The sequence below is a fragment of the Pseudomonas sp. GW822-FHT01E03 genome, from assembly GCF_058802985.1.
The window spans coordinates 44282-61345 of record NZ_JBXAOQ010000006.1; the positions used below are offsets into that span (position 1 = coordinate 44282).

12 protein-coding genes are annotated in these 17064 nt (G+C 62.6%); 6 read left to right on the plus strand and 6 right to left on the minus strand.

Annotation, left to right across the window (positions count from 1 at the left end):
• Positions 1 to 130: 130 nt before the first annotated feature.
• The 4 genes from rnc (at position 131) to pdxJ (ending at position 3367) form a co-directional block, all read left to right on the plus strand.
• Positions 131 to 820: a ribonuclease III gene (gene rnc, locus AC1RP7_RS13610; RefSeq protein ID WP_008053221.1), complete on the plus strand. Its 690-nt coding sequence runs from the start codon at positions 131 to 133 to the stop codon at positions 818 to 820.
• A complete protein-coding gene (era, locus tag AC1RP7_RS13615) occupies positions 813 to 1715 on the plus strand; it encodes a GTPase Era (protein ID WP_007973959.1) in 903 nt (300 codons plus the stop codon). Before rnc ends, era begins: the two co-directional genes overlap by 8 nt.
• A 172-nt stretch (positions 1716 to 1887) precedes the next feature.
• A complete protein-coding gene (gene recO, locus AC1RP7_RS13620) occupies positions 1888 to 2571 on the plus strand; it encodes a DNA repair protein RecO (RefSeq protein WP_493183327.1) in 684 nt (227 codons plus the stop codon).
• Positions 2572 to 2620: 49 nt separating this feature from the next.
• Entirely contained in the window at positions 2621 to 3367 is a 747-nt protein-coding gene (pdxJ, locus tag AC1RP7_RS13625) for a pyridoxine 5'-phosphate synthase (RefSeq protein WP_429520727.1), read from the plus strand.
• Between the two features lie 123 nt (positions 3368 to 3490).
• On the opposite strand, the gene mltF is transcribed toward pdxJ, so the two are convergent.
• The gene (mltF, locus tag AC1RP7_RS13630; protein WP_218494991.1) at positions 3491 to 4951 is read right to left on the minus strand and encodes a membrane-bound lytic murein transglycosylase MltF; all 1461 of its coding nucleotides are present in this window, start codon (positions 4949 to 4951) and stop codon (positions 3491 to 3493) included.
• A 285-nt stretch (positions 4952 to 5236) separates the two neighbouring features.
• Between mltF and purL the strand changes: the two genes are divergently transcribed.
• Both purL and AC1RP7_RS13640 read left to right on the plus strand, forming a co-directional pair.
• Positions 5237 to 9133 (plus strand): phosphoribosylformylglycinamidine synthase, encoded by a 3897-nt coding sequence (purL, locus tag AC1RP7_RS13635; protein ID WP_057716279.1) that lies wholly within the window; start codon positions 5237 to 5239, stop codon positions 9131 to 9133.
• Between the two features lie 5 nt (positions 9134 to 9138).
• On the plus strand, positions 9139 to 9450 hold the full coding sequence (locus tag AC1RP7_RS13640; protein ID WP_057716278.1) for a YqfO family protein: 312 nt from the start codon (positions 9139 to 9141) through the stop codon (positions 9448 to 9450).
• A 184-nt stretch (positions 9451 to 9634) separates the two neighbouring features.
• Here the strand turns inward: AC1RP7_RS13640 and nagE are convergent, their stop codons facing one another.
• The 5 genes from nagE to AC1RP7_RS13665 form a co-directional block, all read right to left on the minus strand.
• Positions 9635 to 11350 (minus strand): N-acetylglucosamine-specific PTS transporter subunit IIBC, encoded by a 1716-nt coding sequence (gene nagE, locus AC1RP7_RS13645; RefSeq protein ID WP_493181938.1) that lies wholly within the window; start codon positions 11348 to 11350, stop codon positions 9635 to 9637.
• A gap of 29 nt (positions 11351 to 11379) precedes the next feature.
• On the minus strand, positions 11380 to 13896 hold the full coding sequence (ptsP, locus tag AC1RP7_RS13650; protein ID WP_493181940.1) for a phosphoenolpyruvate--protein phosphotransferase: 2517 nt from the start codon (positions 13894 to 13896) through the stop codon (positions 11380 to 11382).
• 156 nt (positions 13897 to 14052) lie between these two features.
• Positions 14053 to 15075 carry an SIS domain-containing protein gene (locus tag AC1RP7_RS13655; protein ID WP_489845296.1) on the minus strand — a complete coding sequence of 341 codons (1023 nt, stop codon included), beginning with the start codon at positions 15073 to 15075 and terminating at the stop codon, positions 14053 to 14055.
• Positions 15056 to 16162: an N-acetylglucosamine-6-phosphate deacetylase gene (gene nagA / locus AC1RP7_RS13660; protein WP_493181942.1), complete on the minus strand. Its 1107-nt coding sequence runs from the start codon at positions 16160 to 16162 to the stop codon at positions 15056 to 15058. Before nagA ends, AC1RP7_RS13655 begins: the two co-directional genes overlap by 20 nt.
• A gap of 39 nt (positions 16163 to 16201) precedes the next feature.
• Positions 16202 to 16933: a GntR family transcriptional regulator gene (locus AC1RP7_RS13665; RefSeq protein ID WP_057716273.1), complete on the minus strand. Its 732-nt coding sequence runs from the start codon at positions 16931 to 16933 to the stop codon at positions 16202 to 16204.
• Positions 16934 to 17064 lie beyond the last annotated feature (131 nt).

A 17064-nucleotide genomic window follows, 5' to 3' on the forward strand; every position in this document is an offset into this window, starting at 1 on the left:
TGGGCGCCAGAGGCATGAAAACAATGATATTCAGGACGTTATTTTTGAACACAGCTTTAATTGTCCCAAGCCTGCGCCAACTTACGGCGATGGCGGTGGAATCCAGCCACGAACTCAGCGTGGGTAAACCGTGAGCGTCTCCTTAAGCCGTCTAGAGCGTCAGCTCGGCTACACCTTCAAGGATCAGGAACTGATGGTCCTGGCCCTGACTCACCGCAGCTTTGCCGGGCGTAACAACGAACGCCTGGAATTCCTCGGTGACGCCATTCTCAACTTCGTCGCCGGCGAGGCGTTGTTCGAGCGCTTCCCGCTGGCTCGCGAAGGCCAGTTGTCGCGTTTGCGCGCACGTCTGGTCAAAGGTGAGACCCTGGCCGTACTGGCCCGTGGTTTCGATCTGGGCGAATACCTGCGCCTGGGCTCGGGCGAGCTGAAAAGCGGCGGTTTCCGTCGCGAGTCGATTCTGGCCGATGCCCTCGAAGCGCTGATCGGTGCGATCTACCTCGATGCTGGCATGGAAATGGCCCGCGAGCGTGTGCTCGCCTGGCTGGCCGGCGAGTTCGAAGGCCTGACGCTGGTCGACACCAACAAAGATCCAAAGACCCGCCTGCAAGAGTTCCTGCAGTCCCGTGGTTGTGAGCTGCCGCGTTACGAAGTGGTGGATATCCAGGGTGAGCCGCATTGCCGGACGTTCTTCGTCGAATGCGAAATCATCTTACTGAATGAAAAAAGCCGAGGTCAGGGTGTGAGTCGTCGTATTGCCGAACAGGTAGCGGCCGCCGCAGCACTGATTGCCCTGGGTGTGGAGAATGGCAATGACTGATACAAACGCAACTCGCTGTGGCTATGTTGCCATCGTCGGCCGTCCGAACGTGGGCAAGTCCACGTTGCTGAACCACATCCTGGGTCAGAAGCTGGCGATCACCTCGCGCAAACCGCAAACCACCCGTCACAACATGCTCGGTATCAAGACCGAGGGCGATGTGCAGGCGATCTACGTCGACACCCCTGGTATGCACAAGGGCGGCGAAAAGGCCCTGAACCGCTACATGAACAAGACCGCTTCAGCGGCGCTGAAAGACGTCGACGTGGTGATCTTCGTGGTCGATCGCACCAAGTGGACCGAAGAAGACCAGATGGTGCTCGAGCGCGTCCAGTACGTGACCGGCCCGCTGATCGTGGCGTTGAACAAGACCGACCGCATCGAAGACAAGGCCGAGCTGATGCCGCACCTGAGCTGGTTGCAGGAGCAGTTGCCGAATGCGCAGATCATCCCGATTTCCGCACAGCACGGGCATAACCTCGATGCACTGGAACGCGTGATTGCCGAGCACTTGCCGGAAAACGATCACTTCTTCCCGGAAGACCAGATCACCGACCGCAGCAGCCGTTTCCTCGCCGCCGAGCTGGTGCGCGAGAAAATCATGCGCCAGATGGGCGCCGAGCTGCCGTACCAGATCACCGTTGAAATCGAAGAGTTCAAGCAGCAGGGCAAGACCCTGCACATCCATGCCTTGATCCTCGTCGAACGCGATGGCCAGAAGAAAATCATCATTGGCGACAAGGGCGAGCGCATCAAGCGCATCGGCACCGAAGCGCGCAAGGACATGGAACTGCTGTTCGACTCCAAGATCATGCTCAACCTGTGGGTCAAGGTTAAGGGTGGCTGGTCCGATGACGAGCGTGCATTGCGTTCGTTGGGTTACGGCGACCTGTAATACGTTTTCCGGATCAACAATGATCCCCTGTGGGAGCGAGCTTGCTCGCGATAACGGTCTGTCAGTCAACATTGATGTTGAATATCAGGCCCTCATCGCGAGCAAGCTCGCTCCCACATTGGTTTCAGGTTGTATGTAAAACTGCGCTCCTTCATCGAGAACTGCGATTTCCATGTCCCAAGCGCCCGCCCAACCCGCCTATGTCCTGCACTCCCGCGCCTACCGTGAAAACAGCGCGCTGGTGGACTTCCTCACGCCGCAAGGTCGGCTACGGGCGGTGTTGCGCAGTGCACGGGGCAAGGCCGGGACACTGGCGCGGCCGTTCGTGCCATTGGAAGTCGAGTTCCGGGGCAAGGGCGAGCTGAAGAATGTCGGGCGCATGGAGAGTGCTGGCATCTCCACCTGGCTCAATGGCGAGGCGCTGTTCAGCGGTTTTTACCTCAATGAATTGCTGATTCGCCTGTTGCCCGCCGAAGATCCTCATCCCGGCGTATTCGATCACTACGCTGCGACTTTGCTGGCGCTGGCTGAAGGTCGTGCTCTGGAGCCCTTGCTGCGCTCCTTCGAGTGGCGCTTGCTCGATGACCTCGGCTACGGTTTTTCCCTGACGACTGATATTCATGATCAGCCCATCGCGCCGGACGGCCTCTACCGTTTGCAAGTGGATGCCGGGCTTGAACGTGTCTACCTGCTGCAACCGGGCCTGTTCAACGGCACCGAATTGCTGGCCATGGCTGAAGCCGACTGGTCTGCCCCCGGCGCTCTGTCTGCCGCCAAGCGCTTGATGCGCCAGGCGTTGGCCGTTCACCTGGGCGGCCGTCCACTTGTCAGTCGCGAGCTGTTTCGCAAGCCCTGATCACACCGTATGCTGTGCACCGAACTTTCTCTTCTTCTGGAGCGCTTCCGTGACCACCAGCACCCGTATTCTTCTTGGCGTGAACATCGACCACGTTGCCACCCTGCGTCAGGCCCGGGGCACCCGTTACCCGGACCCGGTCAAGGCTGCACTGGACGCGGAAGAGGCGGGCGCCGACGGCATCACCGTGCACCTGCGCGAAGACCGTCGGCACATTCAGGAGCGCGACGTTCTGCTGCTCAAGGACGTGCTGCAAACCCGCATGAACTTCGAAATGGGGGTCACCGAAGAAATGATGTTGTTCGCCGAGCGCATCCGCCCGGCGCACATTTGCCTGGTGCCGGAAACCCGTCAGGAGCTGACCACCGAAGGTGGCCTGGATGTGGCGGGGCAGGAGGCGCGGATCAAGGCGGCGGTCGAGCGTCTGTCGAAGATCGGCTCCGAAGTGTCGCTGTTCATTGACGCCGATGAGCGCCAGATCGAAGCCTCCCGCCGTGTCGGCGCGCCAGCCATCGAGTTGCACACCGGGCGTTATGCCGATGCCGAGACGCCGACCGAAGTCGCCGAAGAACTCAAGCGTGTAGCCGATGGCGTGGCCTTCGGTCTGGCCCAGGGCCTGATCGTCAATGCCGGTCATGGCCTGCACTATCACAACGTCGAAGCCGTGGCGGCGATCAAGGGCATCAACGAACTGAACATCGGCCATGCGCTGGTGGCCCATGCGCTGTTCGTTGGCTTCAAGTCGGCTGTTTCGGAGATGAAGGCGCTGATTCTGGCGGCGGCTACCAAGGCTTAAAACCAACACAAAACCCTGTGGGAGCGAGCTTGCTCGCGATAGCGGTCTGACAGACACAATTGATGTGACTGACAGGGCCTCATCGCGAGCAAGCTCGCTCCCACATTTGATGTTGGGTGGCTGTCAGAGCGGTGCAGGTTCCTGCGACGGCTTGCTCTTGTCGATCCCCGGAACAAGCAGTTTGCCCTCGGCGACCTGGTCCCCTTCAAGCTGCGGCTGCGTGACCCAGGTCAGGATGTCGTAGTAGCGACGGATGTTCGCCACGAAATGCACCGGTTCGCCGCCGCGGGCGTAGCCGTAACGGGTTTTGCTGTACCACTTCTTTTCCGACAGGCGCGGCAGGATCTTCTTTACGTCCAGCCATTTGTCCGGGTTCAACCCTTCCTTGGCCGCCAGTTTGCGTGCGTCATCCAGGTGGCCGCTGCCGACGTTGTAGGCCGCCAGGGCAAACCAGGTCCGGTCCGGTTCCTGAATCGAGTCGTCGAGCTGGTCTTTCGTGTAGGCCAGGTACTTGGCGCCGCCCATGATGCTCTGCCTGGGGTCCAGGCGGTTGGACACGCCCATGGCCTGCGCGGTGTTCTGGGTCAGCATCATCAGGCCGCGCACGCCGGTCTTGGACGTGACCGTCGGTTGCCACAACGACTCCTGGTACCCGATGGCCGCCAGCAGGCGCCAGTCGACTTTCTCCTTCTTGGCGTAGGCCTTGAAGTGCTGTTCGTACTTGGGCAGGCGTTGCTGCAAGTGTTGGGCAAACGTGGTGGCGCCCATGTAGCCGAGGACGTCGACATGCCCGTAGTAGCGGTCCTTGAGGCGTTGCAGGGTGCCGTTCTTCTTGACCTTGTCGAGGTAATCGTTGATTTCGTTGAGCAGGCTGTTGTCGTCGCCCGGGGCGACGGCCCAGCTCTGGTTGCTGGCGTCGCCGAGGTCGAAGGCGACCCGGATGTTGGTGAAGTACACCTGGTTCATCGCCACTTCGTTGGAGTCGACCAGGGTCAGGTCGATCTGACCTTCATCCACCATGCGCAGGAGATCGACGACCTCGACCGCGTCAGACTCTTCGTATTCGATGCCAGGAAACTTCTGTTTCAGCTGCGCCAGTTGTTCGGCGTGGGTGCTGCCCTTGAGCACCATGATCTTCTTGCCCACCAGATCCTTCGCATCGGTTGGCCGGGACTGGCCGTTGCGGTAGATGATCTGCGGGGTGACTTCCAGATAGGAGTGGGAGAAGCGCACCTGCTTCTTGCGCTCTTCGCTGCTGACCAGACCGGCAGCCGCCAGCACCGGGCCATTGGGCTTGCCGACCTGGTTGAACAGGTCATCGAGGTTGTCGGCGGTCTCGATCTTGAGCTCGACCCCCAGATCGTCGGCGAAGCGCTTCACCAGCTCGTATTCGAAGCCGGTCTCACCGTTGCGATCCTGAAAGTAGGTGGCGGGGCTGTTTCGGGTAACCACCCGCAGCACACCATCCTCCTTTACGCGCTCGAGCGTGTTGGGTTTATCAACACAGCCACCGAGCATCAGGAAGAGTCCGGTTGCGATCAGCCATTTGGCGTACCGCGGACGCAAAGCCGTTGGGAAAAACATCTGCGCAGTATACGCAAAGGACCACGAGCGCCATATCTCGACAGTGAGGGGCTTGTCTGCTAGCGATCACAAAACCGGCCGAAACCCCGCAGGAATGGGCCTTGCCTGCATTTTGTTACAGTAAAAATAAGCTGTTGCTGCACGCCCGGTTAACCTGACTTTCGAGGCAGAAACACAGATCGACGCCCGAGTGCAACCGTGCGTAGCGTTTCGGGTGATGTCGCGGGCTGTTTAGGCTAGAATGCACGGCCTCAAAGCACACCCCTTCCCGAGGCTGTCCCGAAGATGTTGATCCTGCGCGGCGCTCCTGCCCTTTCTGCCTTTCGCCACAGCAAGCTCCTTGAGCAACTGAGCCAGAAGGTTCCGGCTGTCAGCGGCCTGTATGCTGAATTCGCTCACTTCGCCGAAGTTACCGGCGTCCTGACCGGCGACGAACAGCAGGTGCTCGCGCGCCTTCTGAAGTACGGTCCAAGCGTTCCGGTACAGGAACCGACCGGTCGTCTGTTTCTGGTGCTGCCGCGTTTCGGCACCATCTCGCCATGGTCGAGCAAGGCCAGCGACATCGCCCGTAACTGTGGCCTGGCGAAAATCCAGCGCCTGGAGCGCGGCATTGCGTTCTACGTGGCCGGCCAGTTCAGCGACGCTGAAGCCCAGCTGATCGCCGACGGTCTGCACGACCGCATGACCCAGATCGTCCTGGGCAACCTCGAGCAGGCCGCCGGCCTGTTCAGCCACGCCGAACCGAAGCCCCTGACCGCCATCGACGTGTTGGGTGGCGGCCGCGCCGCGCTGGAAAAAGCCAACACCGAGCTGGGCCTGGCCCTGGCTGAAGACGAGATCGACTATCTGGTCAACGCCTTCGTCGGCTTGAAGCGCAACCCGCATGACATCGAACTGATGATGTTCGCCCAGGCGAACTCCGAGCACTGCCGTCACAAGATCTTCAACGCCAGTTGGGACATCGACGGCGAGAGCCAGGAAAAAAGCCTGTTCGGCATGATCAAGAACACCTACGTGATGCATAGCGAAGGCGTTCTGTCGGCTTATAAGGACAACGCTTCGGTGATCGTCGGCTCCGTGGCCGGTCGCTTCTTCCCGGACCCTGAGACCCGCCAGTACGGCGCGGTGCAGGAGCCGGTGCACATCCTGATGAAGGTTGAAACCCACAACCACCCGACCGCGATTGCCCCGTTCCCGGGCGCATCCACCGGTTCCGGTGGCGAGATCCGTGACGAAGGCGCCACCGGTCGCGGTGCCAAGCCGAAGGCTGGCCTGACCGGTTTCACCGTGTCGAACCTGCAGATCCCGGGCTTCGAACAGCCGTGGGAAGTGCCGTACGGCAAGCCCGAGCGCATCGTTACCGCGCTGGACATCATGATCGAAGGCCCGCTGGGCGGCGCTGCGTTCAACAACGAATTCGGTCGTCCGGCACTGACCGGCTACTTCCGTACCTTCGAACAATCGATCACCACCCCGCACGGTGACGAAGTTCGCGGCTACCACAAGCCGATCATGCTGGCTGGCGGCATGGGCAACATCCGTGAAGAACACGTCAAGAAAGGCGAGATCGTCGTCGGCTCCAAGCTGATCGTGCTCGGCGGCCCGGCGATGCTGATCGGCCTGGGCGGCGGCGCCGCTTCCTCGATGGCCACCGGCACCAGCTCGGCAGACCTGGACTTTGCTTCCGTACAGCGCGAAAACCCGGAAATGGAACGTCGCTGCCAGGAAGTCATCGACCGTTGCTGGCAACTGGGCGACAAGAACCCGATCAGCTTCATCCACGACGTGGGTGCGGGCGGTCTGTCCAACGCCTTCCCGGAACTGGTCAACGACGGCGACCGCGGTGGCCGTTTCGAACTGCGCAACATTCCAAACGACGAGCCGGGCATGGCCCCGCACGAAATCTGGTCCAACGAATCCCAGGAACGTTACGTTCTGGCCGTCGGCCCGGCAGATTTCGAACGCTTCAAGGCGATCTGCGAGCGTGAGCGTTGCCCGTTTGCCGTCGTCGGCGAAGCCACTGCCGAGCCACAACTGACCGTGACCGACAGCCACTTCGGCAACAGCCCGGTGGACATGCCGCTGGAAGTGCTGCTGGGCAAAGCCCCGCGCATGCACCGTTCGGTGGTTCGCGAGAACGAACTGGGCGACGATTTCGATCCGTCGACCCTGAGCATCGCCGACTGCGTCGAGCGCGTTCTGCATCACCCGGCCGTGGCGAGCAAAAGCTTCCTGATCACCATCGGCGACCGCACCATCACCGGCCTCGTGGCCCGTGACCAGATGGTCGGCCCGTGGCAGGTTCCGGTGGCCGACGTTGCCGTCACCGCCACCAGCTTCGACGTCTACACCGGTGAAGCCATGGCCATGGGCGAGCGCACTCCGCTGGCACTGCTGGACGCTCCGGCGTCGGGCCGCATGGCCATCGGCGAAACCCTGACCAACATCGCGGCCTCGCGCATCGGCAAGATCTCCGACATCAAACTGTCGGCGAACTGGATGTCGGCTGCCGGTCACCCGGGTGAAGATGCACGCCTGTACGACACCGTGAAAGCGGTCGGCATGGAGTTGTGCCCTGAGCTGGGCATCACCATCCCGGTTGGCAAGGACTCGATGTCCATGGCCACCCGCTGGAACGATGAAGGCGTGGACAAGTCCGTGACTTCGCCGATGTCCCTGATCGTGACCGGTTTCGCGCCAGTGACTGACATCCGTCAGACCCTGACCCCGCAACTGCGCATGGACAAGGGCACCACCGACCTGATCCTGATCGACCTGGGCCGCGGCCAGAACCGCATGGGCGCCTCGATCCTGGCGCAGGTTCACGGCAAGCTCGGCAAGCAGGCTCCGGACGTCGATGACGCCGAAGACCTCAAAGCCTTCTTCGCGGTGATCCAGGGCCTCAACGCCGACGGCCACCTGCTGGCTTACCACGACCGCTCCGACGGTGGTCTGCTGACCAGCGTTGTCGAGATGGCGTTCGCCGGTCACTGTGGCCTGAGCCTGAACCTCGACGGTCTGGCAGAAACCTCTGCCGACATCGCCGCCATCCTGTTCAACGAAGAACTGGGTGCCGTGATCCAGGTTCGCCAGGACGCGACCCCGGACATCCTCGCGCAGTTCAGCGCTGCCGGCCTGGGTGACTGCGTGTCGGTGATCGGTCAGCCAATCAACAATGGCGAGATCGGCATCACCTTCAACGGTGACACTGTGTTCGAAGGCCAGCGTCGTCTGCTGCAACGCCAGTGGGCCGAGACCAGCTACCAGATCCAGCGTCTGCGTGACAACGCCGACTGCGCCGAGCAAGAGTTCGACGTGCTGCTGGAAGAAGAAAACCCGGGTCTGAGCGTCAAGCTGAGCTACGACATCAACCAGGACATCGCCGCGCCTTACATCAAGAAAGGCATTCGCCCACAGGTTGCCGTACTGCGTGAGCAGGGCGTCAACGGTCAGGTGGAAATGGCTGCCGCGTTCGACCGCGCCGGTTTCAACGCGATCGACGTGCACATGAGCGACATTCTGGCCGGCCGGGTCGACCTGAACGAGTTCAAGGGCATGGTCGCTTGCGGCGGCTTCTCTTACGGCGACGTATTGGGTGCCGGTGAAGGCTGGGCGAAATCCGCGCTGTTCAACAGCCGTGCCCGCGATGCGTTCCAGGGCTTCTTCGAACGCAACGACAGCTTCACCCTCGGTGTGTGCAACGGTTGCCAGATGATGTCCAACCTGCACGAGCTGATCCCGGGCAGCGAGTTCTGGCCGCACTTCGTGCGCAACCGCTCCGAGCAGTTCGAAGCCCGTGTTGCCATGGTGCAGATCCAGGAGTCGAACTCGATCTTCCTGCAAGGCATGGCCGGTTCGCGCATGCCGATCGCCATTGCTCACGGTGAAGGCCATGCCGAGTTCGCCAGCGAAGAAGCACTGCTGGAAGCCGATCTGTCGGGTTGCGTGGCGATGCGTTTCGTCGACAACCACGGCAAGGTCACCGAAAGCTACCCGGCCAACCCGAACGGCTCGCCGCGCGGGATCACCGGTTTGACCAGCCGCGACGGTCGCGTGACCATCATGATGCCGCACCCGGAACGTGTGTTCCGCGCCGTGCAGAACTCGTGGCGTTCGGATGACTGGAACGAAGATGCTCCGTTGATGCGTATGTTCCGTAACGCTCGTGTGTGGGTGAACTAAGCACCGTGTACAAGCTCAGCTTTTTTGTTCCCGACAGTCATGTCGAGGTGGTCAAAAGCGCCGTATTCGCCGCCGGTGGTGGGCGAATCGGTGCTTATGACCACTGTGCATGGCAAGTGTTGGGCACTGGCCAGTTTCGTCCACTGGACGGCAGCCAGCCGTTCATTGGCGAGGCAGGGCAGGTCGAACAGGTCGAGGAATGGAAGGTTGAGCTGGTGGTGGCCGATGAGTTGATTCGCTCGGTAGTGGCGGCTCTGAAACAGAGCCATCCCTATGAGACACCGGCTTATGAAGTGTGGCGGCTGGAGGATTTCTGATTCTCCGGTGCTGAAATGAAAAACCCGCTGAAAGAGATTTCAGCGGGTTTTTTGTTGCCCAAACTATTGTGGTGCCTGATAGGCCGCCATCGCGAGCAAGCTCGCTCCCACAGTGGTCCAGTGTATGCAGATCCAATGTGGGAGCGAGCTTGCTCGCGATGGCGGCCTATCAGGCACCGAGGATCTAAACCTTGGCACTGACCTCGCTGCGATTGACCAACACCTCCAGTGCATCACTCAAGGTCGGCGCCTTGTCGCCAATCAGCAGATGCCAGATACCGCCATCCAGCTGACTTACACCCTGGCAACCCAACGCTTTCAAATCGAACTCCGACAACGCCTTGCCATCGGCCAGTTGCAGGCGGATGCGGGTCATGGCCACGCAATCGAGTTGCAGCACATTGTCGCCGCCGCCCAGGGCATTGAGCCATTGCTGGGCCTCGGGTGTCGCCATGGCGGCAGGTGGCGGCGCGTCGATTTCTGCAGCCGGTGACGACACCATGGCGCGACCTAGCGCAGGCATCGCCAGGCGAATCTCATCGGCAATCGCGTCGGCCATTGGCCCCACCACCACTTGCAAACTCCCGCCCTTGCCCGGACGCACCACGGCCATGGCACCGAGCGCTTTCAAGTCGGAATCCGAGGCTTTGTTGCGATCCACCATGTCCAGGCGCAAGCGCGTGGTGCAGGCGCCGACGGTGATCAGGTTTTCGGCACCACCCAAGGCCTTGATGTATGCCCCGGCGCGCTCATTGTCGGCGACGGCAACCTGCTCGACGTCAGCGCTGGTTTCGCGGCCCGGTGTCTTCAGGTCGAAGCGGCGGATACAGAAGTCAAACACCACGTAATAGATCACGGCATACGCCAGGCCCACCGGGAACACGAGCCAGCCGTTGGTGGACTTGCCCCAGCCCAGGATCATGTCGATGAAGCCGCCGGAGAAGGTGAACCCCAGGTGGATGTTCAGCGCATTGGTGATGGCCATCGACAGGCCGGTCAGCAACGCATGCAGCACAAACAGCAACGGCGCGAGGAACATGAAGGCGAATTCAATCGGCTCGGTGACGCCGGTCAGGAACGCGGTCAACGCCATCGACAGGAAGATCCCGCCCATCACCTTGCGCCGTGCCGGCAGGGCGTTGCGGTACATCGCCAGGCACGCGGCGGGCAGGCCGAAGATCATCATCGGGAACATGCCGGTCATGAACTGGCCACCCTTCGGATCGCCGGCGAAGTAGCGCGACAGGTCGCCAGTCACCAGCGCCCCGGTGGTGGGGGCGGTGAAGTTGCCGAACACGAACCACGCCATGTTGTTGAGGATGTGGTGCAGGCCGGTGACGATCAGCAGGCGGTTGAACAGGCCGAAGACGAACGCACCGAAGCTGCCGCTTTCCATCATCAGTGTGCCGAAGCTGTTGATGCCGTGCTGGATCGGCGGCCAGATGTAGCCGAACACCACACCCAGCCCCACGGCGGCGAACCCGGTGACAATCGGCACGAACCGTCGGCCACCGAAGAACGCCAGGTATTCCGGCAGCTTGATGTCCTTGAAGCGGTTGTACAGCGCGCCGGCCATCAGGCCGCTGACGATCCCGGCGAGCATGCCCATGTTGATGCTCGGGTCGAGCGCCTTGAGGGTGGAGATCATCACCAGGTAACCGATCACCCCGGCCAGACCCGCCGTACCGTTGTTGTCCCTGGCGAAACCGACCGCGATACCGATGGCGAAGATCATTGCCAGGTTGGCGAAGATCACCTGGCCGGCGTCGTGGATGATCGCGATGTTCAGCAGATCGGTATCGCCCAGGCGCAGCAGCAGGCCGGCAATCGGCAGGATCGCGATCGGCAGCATCAGCGCGCGGCCGAGGCGTTGCAGGCCTTCGATGAAAAGTTGGTACATGGCGGTTCTCCGTGGATTCTTGTTGTTCTTCAGCTCAGAGGCCAATGCTGGTGACAGGCGTGACGCACGGCGCTGGCGCTGCTCAACTTGAGCAGGCCCTGGCTGATGCGCCGGCATTCGCTGGCGTCGAGATGACGCACGCGGTCCTTGATTTCGCCGACCTGTACCGGGCTCACCGACAACTCACTGACCCCCAGGCCGATCAACACCGGCGTGGCCAATGGATCGGACGCCAGTGCGCCGCACACGCCCACCCAACGGTTGTGCTGCGCCGCGCCGGCGCAGGTCTGGGCGATCAGCCGCAGCAGTGCCGGGTGCAGCGCATCGACGCGCGCGGCGAGCCCGGCGTGGTCGCGGTCCATGGCCAGGGTGTATTGCGACAGGTCGTTGGTGCCGATGGACAGGAAGTCCGCGTGTTCGGCCAGTTGCTCGGCCAGCAGCGCGGCGGACGGAACTTCGATCATCACACCCAGTTCCGGGCGTTGCGCCAGGCCGAGTTCACCGCACAAGGCATCGAGGCGCTGGCGGATGTGCAGCAGTTCATCGACTTCCGTGACCATCGGCAGCAGGATCCGGCAGCGTGACAACGGGCGCAGGTGCAGCAGGGCGCGCAATTGCTGGTCGAGCAGTTCAGGGCGAGCCTGGGCCAGGCGAATGCCGCGCAGGCCGAGCACCGGATTGGCCTCGGCGGGCAGTGGCAGGTAGTCCAGTTGCTTGTCGCCGCCGACGTCGATGGTGCGGATGATCACCGACTTGTCGCCCATGGCATCGAGCACCGCTTGATAGGCGTGGTGTTGTTCCTGTTCGTCCGGCGCGGTGTGGCGGTCGACGAAGAGAAACTCGGTGCGCAGCAAGCCGACGCCGTCGGCGCCATTGGCCAACGCGTCTGCCGCTTCCGTGCTGGATGCCACATTGGCGGCGACTTCGATGCGCAGGCCATCGGTGGTCAGTGCGGGGGTGTGCGCCTGGGCCTGTTGTTCGGCCCGGCGTTGTTGCTGTTGCTGTTGCAGCTGGCGCACGTCGGCCAGGCGCTGTGTGCTGGGTGTCAGTTCGAGGCGGCCGCCGTCGGCGTCCAGCACCACCGGTTGCCCCTGTTGCTGATCGAGCAGCGTCGAACCCAGCGCCACCATGCACGGCAGGCCTTTGCCCCGGGCCAGAATCGCCACGTGGGAGGTCGCGCCACCTTCGGCCATGCACAGTCCGGCGACGCCTTGCTGGCTCAGTTGCAGTAAATCGGAGGGCGTCAGTTCATGCGCTGCGACGATGGCGCCGGCCGGCACGTCGTAATGCCAGGTGTCGCCGAGCAATGCGCGCAGCACCCGTTGCTTGAGGTCGCGCAGGTCGTTGGCGCGTTCGGCCAGCAGCGTGCTGCCGGTTTGCTGGAGGACTTCGCACTGCACGTCGATGGCCTGGCTCCAGGCGTGGGTCGCGGCCGTGCCCAGGGCGACGGTTTGTATGGCGGCGTCCAGCAGGGCCGGGTCTTCCAGCAGCGCCAGGTGTGCGGCGAAGATCGCCTCTTCAGCGGTGTCCTTGTGTTTTTTCGCCAGGACCAGCGTGCGTTCGATTTCGCTGCGCACCTGGCTCAGTGCCGCGTCCAGCACTTGCTGTTGTTGCTGGGGATCATGATGGCCGGCATCCACCGGCAGGCTGATCGCATTCAGGTGGAACAGCGGCCCGCCGACCAGGCCGGGCGCCGCACAGACGCCGTGCAATACACCGGCTTCGGCGGGGCGATTGCGTTGGGCAATCGTGGTCGGCGCGGCGGCATGGCTGTTTTCGGCCAGGGCTGTGGATAACGCGGTCAGCAAGGCTTGCAGCGCGGCTTCGGCGTCCGGGCCCTGGCAACTGACCTGGACTTCTGCCTGTTCGCCGATGGCCAGCCCCATCAGGCCGATCAGGCTGTCGCAGGTGGCCGACTTGCCGGCGAAATGCAGCTGCGATTTGCTTTTGAATCCTTGTGCGGTCTGACGGATCAACGCGGCCGGCCGTGCGTGCAGACCGCCACGATGGGCGATGCGGATGTGGCCGACCACTTCTTCGCCAGCAAGCTCCACGTCCGCCTGCGCGCCCACGCCCTGGCGGCGAATGATGTGTAGCAGCGGCTCGCCGACCTTTACCGACTTGAGGGTGATGGGCCGTGCCTGAAAGTCCTGGCTGTTGGTGAGGATCAGCAGGCTGACCAGGCTTTTGCACTGTTGCGCGACCTTGTCCAGGTCGTAGCGCAGCAGCGGCTGGCCATTGGAGACGCGCGCGCCTTCCTTGACCAGCATCGAAAAGCCCTGGCCTTGCAGTTCGACGGTATCAAGGCCCAGGTGCAGCAGCAGCTCCGCACCGTTGTCGGCACGCAGGGTCACCGCATGGCCGGTGCGGGCGACATGCACCACCACGCCCGCGCACGGCGCATGAAGGGTATCGTTCAACGGGTCGATGGCGATCCCGTCGCCCATGGCGCCGCTGGCAAACACCGCATCCGGGACTTTGGCGAGCGTGAGCACCGGGCCGCTGAGCGGGGCGCTTAAAGTCAGCTCTTTATTGTTGTTATGCATGGCTCGGTCTCATCAGGAAAACTTCGGTTCGGATCAACACGCCCCCCTCTGTAGGAGCGAGCTCGCTCGCGATGGACTAAAGAACGCCGCGTTTATCCAGCAAACGCGCGTTTTCGTTGACGACCATCGCGAGCAAGCTCGCTCCTACAAGGGTGGTTAGTGCGTACGCGTCACTTTGCTCAGGTGCCGTGGCTGGTCCGGGTCCATGCCACGGGCCACGGCCAGGCCGGCGGCCATCACGTAGAAACTCTGGATCGCGAGAATCGGGTCGAGGGCCGGGTGTTCGGCGCGGGTCAGCGTCAGGTCGCGTTCAAGCACGTCATCCGGCGCGGCCAGCAGGACAAGGGCGCCGCGTTGGCGCATGTCGGCGGCCAGGCTCAGCAAACCGGCCTGTTCGGCGCCCCGTGGGGCAAACACCAGCAGCGGGTAGTTGTCGCCAATCAAGGCCATCGGACCGTGACGGACTTCGGCGCTGCTGAAGGCTTCGGCCTGGATCGCCGAGGTCTCCTTGAACTTGAGCGCCGCTTCCTGGGCGATGGCGAAACCGGCGCCACGGCCGATCACCATCAGCCGCTGACAATCGCGCAAGGCGTCGATGGCCGGGCTCCAGTCCTGTTGCGCAGCGTCACGCAGGCCTTCGGGCAAGGCGCGGCAGGCGTCGAGCAGTTCGGTGTCTTCTTTCCAGTGGCCAATCAGCCGGGCACTGGCGCTGAGGGTGGCGATAAAGCTCTTGGTCGCCGCGACGCTGCTTTCGGTGCCGGCACACAGCGGCAGGCTGAATTCGCAGGCGGCTTCCAGGGGCGAGTCTTCCGCATTGACCAGCGAAATGCTCAAGGCGCCGCGCTTGCGCAACAGGCGCAGGCTGTTGACCAGGTCCGGGCTTTGCCCCGATTGCGAAAAGGCGAATGCCACCTGGCCGCTGACCTTCAGCGGTGCCTGTTGCATGGTCACCACCGACATCGGCAGCGACGCCACCGGGATGCCCAGCAGTTGCATGGTCAGGTAGGCGAAGTAACTGGCGGCATGGTCGGAGCTGCCACGCGCCACGGTCATGGCCACTTGCGGCGGCTGACGACGCAGGCGCCCGGCGATCTCGATCATCTGCGGGTCGAGTTGCTGTAATTGGGCTTGCACGGCCTCGAACGAGGACAGCGCCTCTTCAAGCATTTTTGAAGTCAATGTCTTCTCCTTCGACCATGACGGCGGTCAGTTTCAGTGAGCGATCCAGCCGCACACAGTCGGCCCAGGCCCCCGGTTGCAGGCGCCCGCGTTCGGTGATGCCGAGGTAGTCGGCGGGGAATTGCGACAGGCGCTGCGAGGCTTCGGCGATAGACAGGCCGATTTTCACCAGATTGCGCAGAGCCTGATCCATGGTCAGGGTGCTGCCGGCCAGCGTGCCGTCGGGCAGGCGCACGCCACCGAGGCATTTGGTCACGGTGTGGCTGCCGAGTTTGTACTCGCCATCGGGCATGCCGGCGGCGGCGGTCGAGTCGGTGACGCAATACAGGCAAGGAATCGAACGCAGGGCCACGCGGATGGCGCCGGGGTGCACGTGCAGCAAATCCGGGATCAGCTCTGCGTATTTGGCGTGGGCCAGGGCAGCGCCGACGATCCCGGGCTCGCGGTGATGCAGCGGGCTCATGGCGTTGTAGAGGTGGGTGAAACTGCTGGCGCCGGCCTCCAGCGCGGCCACGCCTTCCTCATAACTGCCCAGAGTGTGGCCGATCTGCATGCGAACGCCGCGGCTGCTGAGGTCGCGGATCAAGGCATCGTGACCGGCGATTTCCGGGGCAATGGTGATCACCCGGATCGGTGCGAGCGCCAGGTACGCTTCGACTTCGGCCATCAGCGCGGTGTGGGCGAAGTTGGGTTGCGCGCCGAGTTTGCCCGGGTTGATGTAGGGGCCTTCGAGGTGTACGCCAAGCACCCGGGCGCTGCCTTGGGGCCGCTGCTCACAGAATTCGCCGACGGCCTGGAGCACGCTGGATATCTCTTCGCTCGGTGCCGTCATGGTAGTGGCCAGCAACGACGTAGTGCCGAAGCGCACGTGGGTTCGGGTGATGGTTTCGAAGGCCGGCGCGCCTTCCATGATGTCTTTGCCGCCGCCGCCGTGAACGTGAAGGTCGATGAAGCCCGGCAGCAGGTACGGCAGATCGTTGTCCGCCGGATCGCAGGGCTGGCCTTCGATCGACACGACTTTACCGTGCTCATGGACCAGTCGGCCGCGAACCCAGCCGTGGGCGGTGAGGATGTTGTCTTCGGACATGATCGGTTCTCTGGGTGGGCGGTTTCGCGATGCAGCGTTCTAGCGGCGAAGCTCTGCGACAAAGTCGTAGTAGTCGTTACGGCAATAGGTGTCGGTGACTTCGATGGGCGTGTTGTCTTCCAGGTAGCCGACCCGGGTCATCAGCAACATGGCGGTGCCGGGGGCGATGCCCACCAGGGCTGCGAATTCGTCCGAGGCGTTGATCGCCTGGATGTGCTGTAGGGCGCGGACAACCGGTTTGCCGATGCCGTCGAGGTATTCGTAGAGGGAATCGCCCACCGCCTGCGGCTTGGGAATGATCGAGGCGGGCAGGGTGCTCATCTCGATGGCCATCACCGTGTCGTCGGCCTTGCGCAGGCGTTTGAGGCGCGCGACTTTGTCGTTGGGCGACAGGCCGAGGCGGATCAGTTCTTCGTGGGTCGGCAGGGTGATTTCCCGCTCCAGCCATTGCGATCCGGGCACGAAACCCTTGAGGCGGAGCATTTCACTGAAACCGGAAAGGCGCGACAACGGTTGTTCGAGACGCGGCGTGATGAAGGTGCCGGAGCCCTGGTTGCGGCGGATCAGGCCTTGTTCGAACAACACTTCCAGAGCCTTGCGTGCAGTGACGCGGGAGATGCCCAGCGCCTCGCTCAGATTGCGCTCCGACGGCATGGCCTGTTCGGCTTTCCACTGGCCGGCATGGATCGCCGCTTCCAGATTGCGTGCCAGTTGCAGGTACAACGGCGTGGGTTGGGTGTCGTCGGGGCGCAGGGCTGAAAGGTCGTTCATTTAATTATTGTCCGACGCGTCTGTAGGAAAGTTACTTGTTCGCTGTAGGACAAAAAACTAATACCACTTGAATACCATGTCAATGCGCTTCTCAGGCTGCAGGTGCGGTAAACAGGCCTTATGGGGCGCAG